General features: G+C 62.5%; 15 protein-coding genes. 2 read left to right on the top strand and 13 right to left on the bottom strand.

Annotated elements, in window-relative coordinates; translation table 11 throughout:
* Positions 1-268: 268 nt before the first annotated feature.
* Together upp and BHMPCIPO_RS17935 are read left to right on the top strand one after the other, a co-directional pair.
* Entirely contained in the window at positions 269-898 is a 630-nt protein-coding gene (gene upp, locus BHMPCIPO_RS17940) for a uracil phosphoribosyltransferase (protein WP_173518021.1), read from the top strand.
* A gap of 176 nt (positions 899-1,074) precedes the next feature.
* Positions 1,075-1,596 carry a retropepsin-like aspartic protease family protein gene (locus BHMPCIPO_RS17935; protein ID WP_173518020.1) on the top strand — a complete coding sequence of 174 codons (522 nt, stop codon included), beginning with the start codon at positions 1,075-1,077 and terminating at the stop codon, positions 1,594-1,596.
* Here BHMPCIPO_RS17935 and deoA read toward each other — a convergent pair.
* The 13 genes from deoA to tnpA form a co-directional block, all read right to left on the bottom strand.
* The gene (gene deoA / locus BHMPCIPO_RS17930; RefSeq protein WP_173518019.1) at positions 1,589-2,905 is read right to left on the bottom strand and encodes a thymidine phosphorylase; all 1,317 of its coding nucleotides are present in this window, start codon (positions 2,903-2,905) and stop codon (positions 1,589-1,591) included. The two genes, BHMPCIPO_RS17935 and deoA, sit on opposite strands and share 8 nt — an antisense overlap.
* Entirely contained in the window at positions 2,902-3,708 is an 807-nt protein-coding gene (locus BHMPCIPO_RS17925; RefSeq protein WP_173518018.1) for a purine-nucleoside phosphorylase, read from the bottom strand. Before BHMPCIPO_RS17925 ends, deoA begins: the two co-directional genes overlap by 4 nt.
* On the bottom strand, positions 3,705-4,097 hold the full coding sequence (locus BHMPCIPO_RS17920; protein ID WP_246304341.1) for a cytidine deaminase: 393 nt from the start codon (positions 4,095-4,097) through the stop codon (positions 3,705-3,707). Before BHMPCIPO_RS17920 ends, BHMPCIPO_RS17925 begins: the two co-directional genes overlap by 4 nt.
* A gap of 4 nt (positions 4,098-4,101) precedes the next feature.
* Positions 4,102-5,073: an ABC transporter permease gene (locus tag BHMPCIPO_RS17915; protein ID WP_173518016.1), complete on the bottom strand. Its 972-nt coding sequence runs from the start codon at positions 5,071-5,073 to the stop codon at positions 4,102-4,104.
* Between the two features lie 4 nt (positions 5,074-5,077).
* Positions 5,078-6,211: an ABC transporter permease gene (locus tag BHMPCIPO_RS17910; protein ID WP_173518015.1), complete on the bottom strand. Its 1,134-nt coding sequence runs from the start codon at positions 6,209-6,211 to the stop codon at positions 5,078-5,080.
* Positions 6,208-7,743, bottom strand: a complete 1,536-nt coding sequence (locus BHMPCIPO_RS17905; protein ID WP_173518014.1) for an ABC transporter ATP-binding protein — start codon at positions 7,741-7,743, stop codon at positions 6,208-6,210. The genes BHMPCIPO_RS17910 and BHMPCIPO_RS17905 overlap by 4 nt, the downstream gene beginning before the upstream one ends.
* Positions 7,744-8,045: 302 nt before the next feature.
* Complete coding sequence (locus BHMPCIPO_RS17900) at positions 8,046-10,334, bottom strand: heavy metal translocating P-type ATPase (protein ID WP_173518013.1); 2,289 nt, start codon at positions 10,332-10,334, stop codon at positions 8,046-8,048.
* A 95-nt stretch (positions 10,335-10,429) separates the two neighbouring features.
* A complete protein-coding gene (locus tag BHMPCIPO_RS17895; protein WP_376741665.1) occupies positions 10,430-11,842 on the bottom strand; it encodes a coniferyl aldehyde dehydrogenase in 1,413 nt (470 codons plus the stop codon).
* A 2-nt stretch (positions 11,843-11,844) separates the two neighbouring features.
* Positions 11,845-12,510 (bottom strand): lysoplasmalogenase, encoded by a 666-nt coding sequence (locus tag BHMPCIPO_RS17890; RefSeq protein WP_173518212.1) that lies wholly within the window; start codon positions 12,508-12,510, stop codon positions 11,845-11,847.
* Positions 12,511-12,538: 28 nt separating this feature from the next.
* A complete protein-coding gene (locus BHMPCIPO_RS17885) occupies positions 12,539-12,844 on the bottom strand; it encodes a hypothetical protein (protein ID WP_058326152.1) in 306 nt (101 codons plus the stop codon).
* Positions 12,844-14,412, bottom strand: a complete 1,569-nt coding sequence (gene tnpC, locus BHMPCIPO_RS17880) for an IS66 family transposase (protein ID WP_173518011.1) — start codon at positions 14,410-14,412, stop codon at positions 12,844-12,846. The genes BHMPCIPO_RS17885 and tnpC overlap by 1 nt, the downstream gene beginning before the upstream one ends.
* A gap of 71 nt (positions 14,413-14,483) precedes the next feature.
* Positions 14,484-14,831, bottom strand: coding sequence for an IS66 family insertion sequence element accessory protein TnpB (gene tnpB / locus BHMPCIPO_RS17875; protein ID WP_104668901.1), 348 nt, complete (start codon positions 14,829-14,831; stop codon positions 14,484-14,486).
* Positions 14,828-15,190, bottom strand: coding sequence for an IS66-like element accessory protein TnpA (gene tnpA, locus BHMPCIPO_RS17870; protein WP_058326502.1), 363 nt, complete (start codon positions 15,188-15,190; stop codon positions 14,828-14,830). The genes tnpB and tnpA overlap by 4 nt, the downstream gene beginning before the upstream one ends.
* Positions 15,191-15,392 lie beyond the last annotated feature (202 nt).

Here is a 15,392-nt window from a genome sequence, read left to right as displayed (position 1 = left end):
GCAAATCGCCGATGTGCAAAACAAATCGGCAGAAACTTCTGAATCAGGACACTAGAGGGCCGTGCGCTCGGACGAACGCACCAAGGTCGCTCTAGAATTTTGATTTTCTGCATGTCTCCTTGGGTCGATTTGAGAAGACATGCCGTACGGGCGCGCACCGACAGGAATTCGTCGACTGGGGATGACGTTCTCCGGCCGGCCAATACTCTTGCGGCGACGACGCTTTCCATGGAAAAAGGACGGATACAAAAATCCGGAAAGGTGAGCCATGAACGGCGTTACAGTGATCGATCATCCGCTTGTGCAACACAAGCTGACCATCATGCGCAAGAAGGAGACCTCGACCGCCGGTTTCCGCCGGCTTCTCCGGGAGATCTCGACGCTGCTCTGCTACGAGGTGACGCGCGACCTCGAGCTGACGATGGAGCGCATCGAAACGCCGCTGCAGGAAATGGACTCACCGGTCCTCGAGGGCAAGAAGCTCGTCTTCGCCTCGATCCTGCGCGCCGGGAACGGGCTCCTGGAAGGCATGCTCGAACTCGTGCCTTCGGCCCGCGTCTCCCACATCGGCGTCTACCGCGACCATGAGACACTGGAAGCAGTGGAGTATTTCTTCAAGGCGCCGGAAAGCCTGTCCGAACGCCTCGTCATCGTCGTAGACCCGATGCTTGCCACCGGCAATTCCTCGATCGCGGCGATCGACAAACTGAAGGAGCGCGGCGCCAAGAACATCCGCTTCCTGTGCCTGCTCGCGGCTCCCGAAGGCATCCGCAACTTCCAGGGCGCGCATCCCGATGTGCCGATCTTTACGGCGTCGATCGACAGCCATTTGAACGAACTCGGCTACATCATGCCGGGTCTCGGCGATGCGGGCGACCGCATGTACGGCACCAAGTGATTTCCTGATCCTTAACCAGGATTGCAGTTGCATGAGAAAGCCGCCGGTCTCCGGTGGCTTTTTTTATGTCGTCTTAGGCGTCATCCGGTCTACTGCCCCGTGGCGCGCACGGGCGCGCCACGGGTTGCCGCAGCACCTTGAGAGTGCTGCATCCGCTGCCATGGGGAGTTATGTCCATGCTCGTTCGCCTGCTCGCCTTGGCCGGTGTGGCCGCACTTGCAGCAATGGTGGTACCGCATCTCGCGACGACCGCCCTGACACAAGGCGGTGACAGGACGGCTGCCGAAGAACCGGCCCCGCCGGCGACCACAGCAAAATACGCGGCGGGGCGGAGCGTGGTGCTCGATGCCGATGGCGCCGGCCATTTCTTCGGCACGTTCCGTATCAATGGCCGGAGCGAGCGCGGGCTGGTCGACACCGGCGCCAGCGCGATCGCCATCAACCTTTCGACCGCACGCCGCCTCGGCATTTCGCCAGGCACACTCTCTTTCACCGCTCGCATCAACACCGCCAATGGTGTCGTCGAAGCGGCCCCGGCGGTGCTGAACCGGATCGAAATCGGCGGCATATCCGTACGCGACGTCCAGGCGCTTGTCCTGCCGGACAAGGCACTCTCCGGCACGCTTATCGGCATGACGTTCCTGAGCCGGCTGTCATCCTTCCGCGTCGAGGACGGCGCCTTACATCTCGTCAGGTGATCTTCGCCAGGATCGGCGAACGTTTCACCGGCTCGATATCGTCGATCGTGTAGAGCTCGTGCAGACGACGGCGGGCGACCTCTGCCGCATCCTGGCCTGCCCCATGCACGAATGCGATCAGCTCGCCCTTCTCGATCCGCGTTCCGAGCGGCTTCAGCGCGTCGAAGCCGACCCGATGGTCGATCCTGTCATCCGGATGCGATCGCCCACCGCCAAGCGCGATGACGGCCACGCCGAGCTCGCGCGTCTCGCAGGCCGTAAGGTAACCGGACCGCTTCGCTTCGACCGGCAAGATGACCGGCGCCCGCCCCAGATAGTCCACCGAGCGCTCGACAAAATCCACCGGCCCGCCAAGGGCGTGCACCATTTTCCCGAAGCGTTCGAGCGCCGCTCCGCTGCCAAGCGCTTTGCGCGCCAGTGCCTCGCCCTGTTCCGGATTGTCGGCGAGGCCCCCTGCCACCAGCATTTCGGCGGCAAAAGCCAGGACGACCGTTTCAAGCCGCGTCCCGGTCTTCTCGCCGCGCAGGAAGGCCAGGCAATTGTCGATCTCGAGCGCATTTCCGGCGGCATCGGCCAGCGGCTCGTTCATGTCGGTCAAGAGCGCAGACGTGCGAACGCCGGCGCCGTTGGCAACGTCCACCAGCGAGCGCGCCAGAACTTCGGCCTCTTGCACATCGCTCATGAAGGAGCCGTTGCCGAGTTTGACGTCGAGCACCAGCGACTGGAGACCGGCGGCGAGCTTCTTGGAAAGGATCGAGGCCGTGATCAGCGGCACGGAGTCGACGGTTGCCGTGACGTCGCGGATCGCATAGAGGCGCTTGTCGGCCGGGGCGAGGTTCGCCGTTTGGCCAATGATCGCACAGCCGATCTCGTCGACCGTCTTACGGAACACTGCCGCCGACGGCTGGATGTTGTAGCCGGGTATCGATTCGAGCTTGTCGAGCGTGCCGCCGGTGTGCCCCAGGCCGCGTCCCGAAATCATAGGCACGGCAAGACCGCAGGCAGCGACGATGGGCGCGAGCATCAGCGAAACATTGTCGCCGACACCCCCGGTCGAATGCTTGTCTGCGATTGGGCGACCAATCGCACTCCAGTCGAGCGTCTCGCCGGAGTCGCGCATCGCGAGCGTCAAGGCCACGGTCTCCTCGCGGCCCATGCCGGAGAACCAGACAGCCATGGCGAAAGCAGCCACCTGCCCTTCGGAGATCGAGCCATCCGAGAGGCCGCGGACAAAGTCGGCAATCTCGGCCGGAGCAAGGCGTTCACCGTTACGCTTGCGCCTGATGGTTTCCTGCGGAAGCATCGTCACCCGCGCACCGTATCGGCGGCAATCATGTCAGCGAGGATCGCGGCAAGCCGCTTGCCGCCGACCGGCGCCATGTCCTTGGTCTCGTGGTGGCTGATCTCGCCCCCGGTCATGCCGGCGCCGAAATTGGTGATCACCGAGGCGGCGACGACCCTCAAGCCGAAGAAGCGGGCGAGAATGACTTCCGGAACGGTGGACATGCCGACGGCATCGGCACCAAGGATGCGCGCCATGCGAATTTCGGCCGGCGTCTCGAAGCTCGGACCGGAGAACCACATGTAAACGCCGCCGCTGAGCGGAATGCCCAGGCGCTCGGCGCTCTTCTGCATTCTCGCGGCAAGCTCGGCATCATAGGCATTGGTCATGCCGACGAAGCGATCGTCGCTCTCGACGCCGATCAGCGGATTGAAGCCCGAATAGTTGATGTGATCGGAAATCCGCATCACCGAGCCCGGCGGTAGGTCTTCGCGCAGCGAGCCGGCGGAATTGGTGAGAACCAGGCATTCGATGCCGAGTTCCTTCAGCGTCTCCAGCGGCAGGCGCATCGCGTTGGCATCGCCCTGCTCGTAATAGTGAACCCGGCCGGAAAGCATGATGACGGGAACGCCCGAGAGCGTTCCGGCGACGAGTTCGCCGGCATGGCCGGAGACGCCGCTGACCGGAAAGCCGGGGATCTCGGCATAGGAGAGCCGTAACGTTTCCTCCACGGAATCGACCAGCGAGCCGAGCCCGGAGCCGAGCACGATGCCATAGCGCGGCGAAAAGCCCGCGAGCCGGGCCTTCAGCAATTCAGCGGCCGCAGTCATCCGAGGATCTCGGTCTCGAAGCTGTGCGGCAGCAGATCCGACAGCGCCAGGGTCTTTTTCACGCCGGTCTCGTCGCACAGGAAAATGCGCGTGCTGGCGCCGGAGAATTCCGCGAGCCGCTGGCGGCAGCCGCCGCAGGGCGGGCAGAGCGCCAGCTTCTCGGCAACGACGGCCACTTCCAGGATCTTGCGCTGGCCCGCCATGACCATATGGCTGATAGCGGTGGTCTCAGCGCACCATCCCTCGGGAAACGACAGGTTCTCGATGTTGGCGCCGGTATAGATCTTGCCGTCCTCGGCGCGGATCGCCGCGCCGACAGGGAACTTCGAGTAGGGCGCATGCGCCTTGGCCATCGCCTCGCGGGCGGCCTCGAACAGTTCGTTTTCCATGGTTCTAGCGCTCCTTGACATAGGGGACGCCGCCAGCCTTCGGCGGGATTGCCTTGCCGATAAACCCGGCCAGCAGGATCACGGTGAGGATATAGGGCAGCGCCTGCATCAGTTGCACCGGCACCTGGCCGATCAACGGCAGCGGATTGCCCTGGAGACGGATCGCCAGCGCATCGAGGAAGCCGAAGAGCAGGCAGGCCAGCATGATGTTGAACGGCCGCCATTTGGCGAAGATCAGTGCTGCAAGCGCGATGTAACCCTTGCCGGCGGTCATGCCCTTGACGAAGCCGGCGGTCATCGCCAGCGACAGATAGGCGCCGGCAAAACCGCAAAGGATGCCGCAGCAGATGACGGCGCGATAACGCAGCCAGATAACCGAGATACCGGCCGTATCGACCGCGCCGGGGTTTTCGCCGACTGCGCGCAAGCGGAGACCGAAGCGGGTGCGGTAGAGGATCCACCAGCTGATCGGCACCATGGCGAAGGCGACATAGGTCAGGAGGAAATGCCCGGAAAGCAGGTCCGAATAGATCGGACCCAGGATCGGGATCTCCCTGACGCTGTCGGCAAAGGGGAAGGTGATCGTCTGGAAGCGGGAGCCTTCGCCAAGCGCCGGGGTGCGGCCGCCCTGGCGGAACCAGGCTTCGCCGAGGATGACGGTCGAACCGGCCACGATGAAGTTGATCGCGACACCGGAGACGATCTGGTTGCCGCGCTGGGTGATCGAGGCGTAGCCATGGACCAGCGACAGGGCAATCGAGATCAGAATGGCCGCCAGCAAGCCCATCCAGACGGACTGGGTGACGGCGGCGACAGCGCCGGCCGCAAACGCCGCGCCGAGCATCTTGCCTTCGAGGCCGATGTCGAAGACGCCGGCACGTTCGGTGAAAAGCCCGGCAAGCGCTGCAAAGATCAGCGGGACGGAAACGCGGATGGTGGACTCGAGGAGCACCACGATGACGTGGAAGAAATCCATGGCTTCAAGCTCCCTTGGTCTGTGCCACGACGGCCGCACGGCGGCTCTGCATCGCGAACAGCCGGGTGATCGCCGGCCGGAACATGTTTTCGAGTGCGCCGGCAAAGAGAATGACCAGGCCCTGGATGATGACGATCATGTCACGGGAAATCGACGGCATTTCGAAAGATATCTCGGCTCCACCCTGATAGAGCATGCCGAAGAGGACGGCGGCCGGGATGATGCCTGCCGGATGCGAGCGGCCCATCAACGCCACGGCGATGCCGACGAAGCCTGCCCCTTGGACGAAATCGAGCTGCATGCGTGCTTGTTCACCCATGATCGGGTTCAGCGCCATCATGCCCGCGAGGCCGCCCGAGATCATCATGGTGATCACGGTGATGCGGCTTTCGCTCATGCCGGCGTAGCGCGCTGCCGAGGGGCTGTGGCCCATGGTGCGCATTTCATAGCCGAGCTTGGTGCGCCAGATCAGGAGCCAGACGCAGAGGGCCGCAACCAGCGCCAGCAGGAACGAGACGTTGAACGGCGCCGTACCGACGTCCAGCCCGAAGATCGCAAGCAGCCAGTCCAGCTTCGGCAATTGCCCGCCTTCGGCGAAGGTCCGCGTCTGCGGCGCCATCGAACCGAGCGGCTTCAGGACACGCGTCAGCAGATAGACCATCAGGCTCGAGGCGATGAAGTTGAACATGATGGTGGTGATGACGATATGGCTGCCGCGCTTGGCCTGCAGCCAACCGGGAAGGAATGCCCAGGCCGCGCCGAAGAAAGCCGAACCGAGGATCGCCAGTGGGAAGACGACGTACCAGGGCATCGTCTGGTCGAGCCAGAGGCAGGCGAGCGCAACGCCGATACCACCGACGTAGGCTTGGCCCTCGCCGCCGATGTTGAAGAGGCCGGCATGGAAGGCGACGGCGACCGCAAGGCCAGTGAAGATGAAGGTCGTCGCGTAGTAGAGCGTAAAGCCGAGATATTCGCCGCGGCCGAAGGCGCCGTTGATCAGGTGATAGGCGGCCTCCAGCGGATTTTCGCCGACGAGCAACACGACGAGGCCGGCAACGAGGAAGGCGACCGCGAGATTGATCAGCGGGATGAGGCCATATTCGACCCAGCCCGGGAGCTTTGCATAAGGGGTGCTCATTCTGCGGCCTCCTTGCGGCCTTCGACACCGGCCATCAACAGGCCGAGTTCGCCCTCGGTGGCATCCGGATCGCGCTCGCCAACGACGCGGCCGGCGAACATGACCAGGATACGGTCCGAAAGCGCGCGGATTTCATCGAGTTCGACGGAGACCAGCAGGACAGCCTTGCCCTGATCGCGCATCTCGATAATCCGTTTATGGATGAATTCGATGGCGCCGACGTCGACGCCGCGGGTCGGCTGGCCGATGATCAGCACATCGGGCCCGCGCTCCATTTCGCGCGCCAACACGATCTTCTGCTGGTTGCCGCCGGAGAAATTCGCGGTCTTCAGCCGCGGATTCGGCGGGCGTATATCGTATTCGGCGATGCGCTTCTCGGCATCCTCGCGGATCGCATCGATGTTCAGGAAGACGCCGTTGAGGTAGCGCTTGTCATGATGGTAGCCGAGGATGGCGTTTTCGCACTCCTCGAACTTCAGGACGAGGCCGACATGGTGGCGGTCTTCCGGCACATGGGCGAGGCCGCGATCGCGCAGTTCCGCCGGGTCGGCATGGCCGGTGACGTCGATTGGCTTGCCATTCAGGTGCACGGAGCCGGACACGGCACGGCGGATCCCGGCGATCGCTTCCAACAGTTCCGACTGGCCGTTGCCGGCGACGCCGGCGATGCCGACAATCTCGCCGGCCCGGAGATTGAACGAAACGTTGTCGACCATGGTGACGCCGCGGCCATCCTTGACGGTAAGCCCCTCGACTGCGAGCTTGACCTCGCCGGGCTTCGCCTCACCCTTCTCGACGCGCAGCAACACGCGGCGCCCGACCATGAGCTCGGCGAGTTCCTCCACCGAAGTCTCGGCCGTGGTCCGCGTCGCTACCATCTCGCCGCGGCGCATGACCGACACTTCGTCGGTGATCGCCATGATCTCGCGCAGCTTGTGAGTGATGAGGATTATCGTTTTTCCCTGGCTCTTCAGCTGTTCGAGAACGCGGAAGAGGTGGTCGGCCTCGGCCGGCGTCAGCACGCCTGTCGGCTCGTCGAGGATCAGGATATCGGCGCGGCGATAGAGCGCCTTCAGGATTTCGACACGCTGCTGCAAACCAACCGGCAATTCCTCGATGAGCGCGTCTGGATTGACCTCCAGCGCGTATTCGCGCTCCAGCCGCTTCAGCTCGACGCGCGCCTTGGCAATGCCCTTGTTGAGGATCTGGCTGTCCTCGGCGCCGAGCATGACGTTTTCCAGCACCGTGAAGTTCTCGACCAGCATGAAGTGCTGGTGGACCATACCGATGCCGGCGGCGATCGCCGCATTCGGGTCACGGATGGCGACGGGCTTGCCGTCGACGAGGATTTCACCGCTATCGGCTTGGTAGAAGCCATAGAGGATCGACATCAGGGTCGATTTTCCCGCACCGTTTTCGCCAATGATGCCGTGGATCGTCCCCTTGCGGACCTTTAGATTGATGTTCTTGTTGGCGTGGACCGGGCCGAAACTCTTGTCGATCCCACGCAGTTCGATGGCAATATTGTCCATATTGGCCTTGCGATCCCCAAACTGGCCCGCTTCGGCATTCTTCCCAGAAACCGTGCCGGCGATTTTTTTACCATTTGGTCTAAGTTTATCATCGATTTTTCGGGGCGAAAGCCCTCAACCGTGATCTCCTTATACTCTCATCAGATCGCTGGTCAGAGTCCAGCCTGAATATTCACAGGCACTTGGACGCGAAAAACCGGCGACAACGGGCGCCGCCGGTCCTCTTTTGATATTTCCCATGTCGTTCTTGCAAAACCGCCGCACACTTTTGCGCGACATGCTTTTGAGGACTTTGGGGTCGTTCAAGCGGCTCGCACGGGCCGGAGCAGCCGCAGCGCATTCATGGTGACGAGCACCGTGGCGCCGGTGTCGGCCAGGATGGCGGGCCAAAGACCGGTGACGCCAATGATCGTCGTCACCAGGAAGACGGCCTTCAGGCCCAGCGCGATCGTGATGTTCTCAACGATGTTGCGCATCGTCGAGCGGGAAAGCCGGATCATCGCCGCCACGTCGCCGACCCGGCCATGCAACACCGCCGCATCCGCCGTTTCCAGCGCGACGTCCGTGCCGCCGCCCATGGCAATGCCGATATCGGCGGCAGCCAGCGCCGGCGCATCGTTGATGCCGTCGCCAATCTTGGCAACGTTGAAGCCTCCGGCCTTCAGGTCACGAATGATGCGTTGCTTGTCCTCTGGCAGCAGTTCGGCCCGAACCTCCATGCCGAACTGGCGGCCGATCGCCTCCGCCGTGCGCCGGTTGTCGCCGGTCAGCATGACGACGCGAAGGCCGGCATCGGTCAATGCCTTCACACCCGCAGCCGCATCCGGCCGCGGCTCGTCGCGCATGGCGATGGCGCCTGCGATCACGCCACCGGCCACCAGCACCGAAACCGTCTTGCCTTCATCGTTGAGAGCTGCGACGCGCGCCTTCTCTTCGGCGGTCATCGGACCCCGCTCGGCGGCGGCCTTGGGCGAGCCGAAGAACAGCGCGATGCCGTCAACGGTCCCTTCAAGACCCTTGCCGCCGACCGCATTCACGGTCGCGATGTTGGGGACGACAAGGCCGTCGGCCGTGCTTCGCTCCAGGATGGCGCGGGCGAGCGGATGGTTCGATCCCTGCTCCAGCGCGGCCGCCAGACGCAGAACCTCTTTCTCCGACCGGCCGAAGCCGAGGATGTCCGTTACTTTCGGCTTGCCTTCGGTGAGGGTCCCGGTCTTGTCGAAGGCGGCGGCGGTTATCTTGCCGACGTTTTCCAGCACCGCGCCGCCCTTCATCAGCAGCCCGCGCCGGGCGCCCGCCGATAGGCTGGCGGCGATTGCGGCCGGCGTCGAGATCACCAGCGCACAGGGGCAACCGATGAGCAGGATGGCGAGGCCCTTGTAGATCCACTCATCCCAGGAGCCACCCCAGAGAAGCGGCGGCAGCACGGCGACGAGCGCCGCGACCACGACGACACCCGGCGTATAATAACGCGAGAAACGGTCGATGAAGCGCTCGGTCGGCGCCTTGCTTTCCTGCGCTTCCTCCACCAGGCGAACGATGCGTGCAATGGTGTTGTCCGCCGCGGCGGCCGTCACCCGGACGCGCAGCGCCGCGGAACCATTGACGGTGCCCGCAACGACGATGTCATTCACTTCCTTACGCACCGGCGTGCTCTCGCCGGTCACTGGCGCCTCGTCGACGGCGCTTTCACCGGAAAGCACCACGCCATCTGCCGGAATGCGATCGCCGGGGCGTACGAGAATGGCGGCGCCGACGGCGAGCGCCTCGGCAGGAACTTCGTCAAGCCGGCCGTCGCGCTCGACGAAGGCAGATTTCGGAACGAGCGCCGTCAGCAACTGGATGCTGGCGCGCGCCTTTCCGGCCGCCACGCCCTCCAGAAGCTCACCGATCAGGAACAGCAGCACGACCATGGCGGCTTCCTCGGTCGCGCCAATGAAAACCGCGCCGATGGCAGCAATCGTCATCAGCATCTCGATCGAGAACGGCGTGCCCATGGTGGCAGCCGCAAAGGCGCGGCGCGCGATCGGTAGCAGGCCGACGAGCATGGCCAGAGTGAAGATCCAGGGTTCTGTGACCGGGGCCAGCTTGCCGACAGCATAGGCGGCGATCAGCGCCAGGCCGCTGGCGATCGTCAGCTTACCCTTGCCCGATTTCCACCAGGCACCACTGGTTGGGCCATGGTCTTGGCCATGAAACCCCATGGCCGTCGCCGCGGTGTTTTCACTCTTCGGCCCGGCGTGACCGTCATGATGATGATCGTATTGGTGTTGGTGATCATGCCCATGATCATGATGGTGACCATGATCGCCGTGGTCGTGGCCGGAGCACAGGTGCCCCGCTTTCCGTTCCAGCGTCTGGCCGGCGTTGATCGGGTGCAGGCGATAACCGAGCTTTCCGACCTTGCTCACGATCGACGTTGCGAGATCGTTCTCGTCGGCGAATTTTACCGACATCGTGCCCGCCGACACGGAAACCGAGACGTCCTCGACGCCCGACAGCCTGCGCACCGCCGTGTCGATCTTGGTCGCGCAGGACGCGCAATCCATGCCTTCGACGCGATAACGGGCTTCCCGAATAGTGCTCGCCATAACCTGCTCCTTGCAAATCCTGAAGCAAGACTACGACCTCTAGCAACTAGAGCTACAAGTCGAAATTGCAGTGTGGATGCAGAATTTTTGGTCGCCTATCGCGACAGGAAACGGATGACCCAGTCGGCGATGCCCCGATAGGGCGGCTTCACCAGATCACTCGGCGCCGGATCATATTTTCTCAAGATCGGCATCGCCTTGGAGAAGGTCAGGAACCCGTCGCGGCCGTGGTAGTGGCCCATGCCGCTGGCACCAACGCCGCCGAAGGGCAGGTCGTTGCAGCCGAACTGGTAGAGCGTGTCGTTGACGCAGACGCCGCCTGCAACGACACGCGAGAGAATGGCCTCGATTTCCGCCTCGCTGCGGCTGAAGCAATAGAGCGCCAGCGGGCGATCGTGGCCAAGCACATAGGCGATCGCGTCCTCGATCGAACTGTAGCTGACCACCGGCAGAATCGGCCCGAAGATCTCCTCGCCCATGGCGGTGCTGTCGCGATCCGGATCGATGACGAGCGTCGGCGGAAGAAGGCGCGGCCGGGCGCTGCTGTCTTCAATCGCATCGAGAAGCGGGACCACCTCATGGCCGCGCGCCGCAGCATCGGCAATCAGGCACTGCAGGCGCTCGTACTGAGCGGCATTGATGATGGACGTATAATCTTCGAGCTTTCGCTTTGCAGGATAACGCGCCGCGACTTCCTGCTTCAGCAGATCCACGAAGGCGTCGCGCCTGCTCTCATGAATGAGGACGTAGTCGGGCGAGATGCAGGTCTGGCCGGCATTGAAGAACTTGCCGGTTACGACACGCGCGGCGGCTTTCGCGAGGTCGGCTGTCTCGCCGATGATCGCCGGCGACTTGCCGCCGAGCTCCAGCGTTACCGGCGTCAGGTTCTGCGCGGCCGCCGCCATCACCTTGCGCCCGACGGCGGTCGAGCCGGTGAAGAACAGATGATCGAACGGCAGGGTCGAGAAGGCGGCGGAGAGCTCGGGGCCGCCGATCGCGACCGCAACTCGCTTTTCCGGAAACACCTCGGCAAGTAGCGATCGCAGAAACTCGGCCGTATGCGGTGTATGCTCCGAGGGTTTCAGGAAGACATGATTGCCGGCAGCGATTGCTGCCACGAGGGGGGCAAGCGCCAGGTTGACCGGGTAGTTCCACGGCGAGATGATGCCGACGACACCGAGCGGCACGAAGCGCACTTCCGCCTTGGCCGGCCAGAGTTTCCATCCTGCCTTTCGCCTCTCCGGCCGGACCCAGTGCTTGAGCTTCGCCAGTGTGTGGTCGATCTCGGAAAGCACCACGCCGCCTTCGCCAAGCATCGTCTCATGCCGGGCGCGATGGCCGAAATCCGCGTCGATCGCATTGCACATCTCATCCATCCGGGTGCTCAGGCGGTTCCTGAGCCGGCTCAGATCCTCGCGGCGCTGCTCGACGGGCGGGCGCGCCTGCAGCCACGCGCGCCGCAAGCGGTCGAAGGTGGCGGCGAGATCTGAAGGGGTATCGGGTGTGATTGTCATCGGATTTCAGTCGAGCGAGCGAAGAACCACTGCGCCGCATAATAGGTGCCGAGCACCCAGAGGGCATTGAAGGGAATGTCCCATCGGAAGCGGCCATAGGCGAGTACCGTGTCGCTGACCAGGAACAACAGGCCACCGATAGCGGCCTGGCGGGCGCCACTTTGCTGTGGCGTTGCCGAAAGCTGCCGGGCGCGGGAGACGGCCTGGGCGGCCATCGCACCAAGCGCCAGGGCGTAGATGATGACCGGGATGCGCATCGCCGACGGCAGCGACGTCCACAAGCCGCCGACGACGAGAAGAGCAATCAAGGCGAAGAAGCCAAACACCCCAGCATGGGCGGCAAATCTGGCATCGCGTGTGAGCGCATAGATGTAGGCGCAATGGGTCAGCAGAAAACAGACGAGGCCGGCGAGAAAATAGTCGCCCGGCAACATGAGAAAGACGTCGCCGGCGGCAGCAAAGGCGAGACCTATCACGATCGCCATGGCATAGGCGCTGGACGAGCGGCGAGCGTTGCGCAGGACAGCGACGAGCAGCAACAGCGTTGCCGTCGGCTTCGTCAGGTAGTGCAACCAGCGCCAGGCGGAACCGTCCGCCCCGGCGAGCAGGCTGCCGAGGATCGCCAAGGCGACACACACGAAAAACGTGAGCGTCCGGCGAATGCATTTTCTGCGTGGTCGAGGCGCAGGGTTAGGGCGCGCGCTTTAGCTCGTCGGTCATTATGCGCTCGATCCTTTCAGGGTCGCATTGTTCATCGACCAAGAACTGACGGACTCCTCCGTGCCATGTCCGGATATCCGCTAGGAACTCCTCGAGGCATTCGACGCCTCTGTCCGTGAAGCCGGTTGTGCCCTCTTCGGTCGTGTTGTGGACGTGCACCATTTCGCCGTAGTCGATATTGTCCGAGTTGGCGGAGATTTCTCTGAGCAGTTCGAGGTTTTCGCCGATCATGGCGGCGACGTTTTCGATCGTATAAATGTGCATCGAACGAGCCATCAGACAGCCTTCTGCAGTGCGGGTCCTGCTGGGAGCATATTCCATGGCAACAGATCTTCCAGCCTGTCTATTGGGTAATCTTTGATCCGGGTTAGCACGTCCGTGAGGTAGGTTTCGGGATTGTGGCCATGCAGTTTGGCCGTTTCGATGATGGTCAGGATATTGGCGATGCGCTCTCCGCCCTTGTCCGAGCCGGCGAAGAGCCAGTTCTTACGGCCAATCCCGAGGGGGCGCATCGCACGTTCGGCTATATTGTTGTCGATTTCGACACGGCCGTCGTCGATGTAAACGCTCAATGCGGCCCATCGCGAGAGTGCGTATCGCATCGCTTCCGCCAGCTTCTGTTTCTGCGGCAACGTCGGAAGCGTATCCTCGATCCACACCTTCAAGTCCCTCAGGATGGGCCTGGCATGTTCCTGGCGCAGTGCGCGTCGCTCGTCAGCCGGCATGCCGTGGATACGATCCTCGATATCGTAGAGCGCGCCGATGCGTGTCAGCGCCTCGTCGGCGATCGGTGACGGCTTCAGTTTGATCACATCATGGAACTTGCGGCGCACATGCGCCATGCACGCAGCCTCGATGATCTGGTTGCCGTAAAGCTTCTTATAGCCACCATAGCCATCGGCATGCATCACGCCGCTGAAGTCAGCGAGGTGGTCTGCCGGATGTGCGCCCTTACGATCGGGGCTATAGTAATAGGCTATGGCTCTGGGCGTTGGATCTTGATAGCCACTGCCATCGAAGACATAGACCCAAACCCTGCCTGTTTTGGTCTTCCCGCGCCCAGGGTCGAGAACATCGACTGGGGTATCGTCCGTATGTATTCGGTCGACTGCGGCGATATGGGCTCTGATCAGCAAAATGAGGGGCGAAAGCAGAACGGACACACGGCCCATCCAGTCCGCCATCACGGACCGGGAGATGTCTATTCCCAGCCGGTCGTACATCTCGGATAGACGATAGAGCGGAATGTGATCGTCGAACTTGGCGACCATGATGTGGGCGAGCAATCCCGGTCCGGGCTTGCCTTTCTCAATCGGCAAGGTCGGCATTTCGCCAGACACTGTTGTATCGCAGTCCCTGCAGATCATGCGCTTTTCGACGTGCCGGACAATCTTTACGGATGCCGGTACGTGCTCCATCACCTGGACGACCTTGTCAGCCGCCTTCAGGAACGATGTGCCGCCACAGGTCGGACAACTGCAGGGCGCTGCATAGACCAGCTCTTCTGTTGGAAGGCCATCCGGCAGCGGTTTGCGCTTCGGCTTAGCCGGTGCGTCGTCCAGTTCCGGCAAAGGGAGCTTCCCGGAGCGCATCTCAGCCTCGGCGCGGGAGGCCTCGATCTCCTCCAGCATCAGCTCAAATTGCTCGATCTTCCGATCGATCTTCTCCGAAGCGGGGCCATGCTGCCGATGGCGGAGCAGTTCCAACTGCGCGCGCAGAAGGCTGATAATGGAGTCGCGCTTGGTGACTTCGGCTTCTTGTCGCTCAAGTTTCGCCGCCTGTTCAGCGACGAGCACGCGCAAAGCAGCAAGCTCGTCCTGACTGTCCAGCGGCGTTGTTTTCATGCCAGAAAACGTAGCCGATTTGCGCCTCAAGCGCTAGCATTTTGCCCGGATTCCCTTGTAAAATAAGGCCTTTACCGCGTTCGGCCGGGAGCGGAAGTCCACGCCGGTCGACGCCAGTCGATCCCCTCGATAAGCATGGAAAGTTGGGCCTGTGTCAGGTGCGCCACGCCATCCTTCGCCGTCGGCCAAGGAAAATATCCGCGCTCCAGAACCTTGTAGAACAGGCAGAACCCCTGGCCATCCCACCATAAAAGCTTGATCCGATCCGCGCGCTTGCCACGGAACCCGAAGATGGCGCCAGATCCTGGCGCTTCCTTTATGACTGTCTCGGCCAGGGCCGAGAGACCATCAATCCCACGCCGCATGTCGGTCACCCCGCAGGCCAAATAGACCCGCACATTCCCCGAAGGCCCGATCATGCTGCCTCCACACAGGCGATCAACGATGCCAGCATCTTTCGCTCGATGTCGGCTGGAACTTTCAAGCCCCGACCGTTTCGGAGCAAGATCTCGATAAACACTGGCGCCGGCGAAGCCGCAGGCGTCTGCCCGAGGCTTACGTCGTCGACGAGCTGTACCGGAAGAAACGAGGTTGACGCCTCGAAGTGGCTAAGTGTCTTCCGCCATAGACGGATCTGAGCCGGATAGATGTCATGGCGACGAGCTACATCACCAATGCGGACGCCAGGCTGGTCGGCTTCTGCCAATATCTCCAGCTTAGCTTCTTTCGACCATCGCCGCCTACGCTCGACGCCGGAAATGATCTCCATGCGGGCCATGCCAACCTCTCAGATCTGGAATTAGTGTCAGCACTAATGCTGGTTCTAATGCCAGAACATCGCCTAACTGGCTCGTTCAGCAAAATCCGCTCACCGGACGCTCACCGAAAAACAGCATATGGAAAGAGCGATCGCTCTCTACGCTTGGAGTCTCCCGGTAGTTCATTCTGGTTCCCCCGTCATCAGCTGCATCCGGCCTTGC

It is taken from the genome of Ensifer sesbaniae (assembly GCF_013283665.1).
GTDB lineage: Bacteria > Pseudomonadota > Alphaproteobacteria > Rhizobiales > Rhizobiaceae > Ensifer > Ensifer sesbaniae.
The sequence above is the reverse complement of the archived record's forward strand: the minus strand, read 5'-3'. Positions and strand labels throughout refer to the sequence as shown.

What these genes read in the sequence shown, in the direction of transcription:
- BHMPCIPO_RS17920 (WP_246304341.1), bottom strand. Translation starts at nt 4,097, where the DNA reads ATGGAAAACGAACTGTTCGAGGCCGCCCGCGAGGCGATGGCCAAGGCG.
- tnpC (WP_173518011.1), bottom strand. Translation starts at nt 14,412, where the DNA reads ATGAAAACAACGCCGCTGGACAGTCAGGACGAGCTTGCTGCTTTGCGC.
- BHMPCIPO_RS17915 (WP_173518016.1), bottom strand. Translation starts at nt 5,073, where the DNA reads ATGGATTTCTTCCACGTCATCGTGGTGCTCCTCGAGTCCACCATCCGC.
- BHMPCIPO_RS17910 (WP_173518015.1), bottom strand. Translation starts at nt 6,211, where the DNA reads ATGAGCACCCCTTATGCAAAGCTCCCGGGCTGGGTCGAATATGGCCTC.
- BHMPCIPO_RS17905 (WP_173518014.1), bottom strand. Translation starts at nt 7,743, where the DNA reads ATGGACAATATTGCCATCGAACTGCGTGGGATCGACAAGAGTTTCGGC.
- BHMPCIPO_RS17935 (WP_173518020.1), top strand. Translation starts at nt 1,075, where the DNA reads ATGCTCGTTCGCCTGCTCGCCTTGGCCGGTGTGGCCGCACTTGCAGCA.
- BHMPCIPO_RS17885 (WP_058326152.1), bottom strand. Translation starts at nt 12,844, where the DNA reads ATGGCTCGTTCGATGCACATTTATACGATCGAAAACGTCGCCGCCATG.
- tnpB (WP_104668901.1), bottom strand. Translation starts at nt 14,831, where the DNA reads ATGATCGGGCCTTCGGGGAATGTGCGGGTCTATTTGGCCTGCGGGGTG.
- tnpA (WP_058326502.1), bottom strand. Translation starts at nt 15,190, where the DNA reads ATGGCCCGCATGGAGATCATTTCCGGCGTCGAGCGTAGGCGGCGATGG.
- BHMPCIPO_RS17900 (WP_173518013.1), bottom strand. Translation starts at nt 10,334, where the DNA reads ATGGCGAGCACTATTCGGGAAGCCCGTTATCGCGTCGAAGGCATGGAT.
- upp (WP_173518021.1), top strand. Translation starts at nt 269, where the DNA reads ATGAACGGCGTTACAGTGATCGATCATCCGCTTGTGCAACACAAGCTG.
- BHMPCIPO_RS17925 (WP_173518018.1), bottom strand. Translation starts at nt 3,708, where the DNA reads ATGACTGCGGCCGCTGAATTGCTGAAGGCCCGGCTCGCGGGCTTTTCG.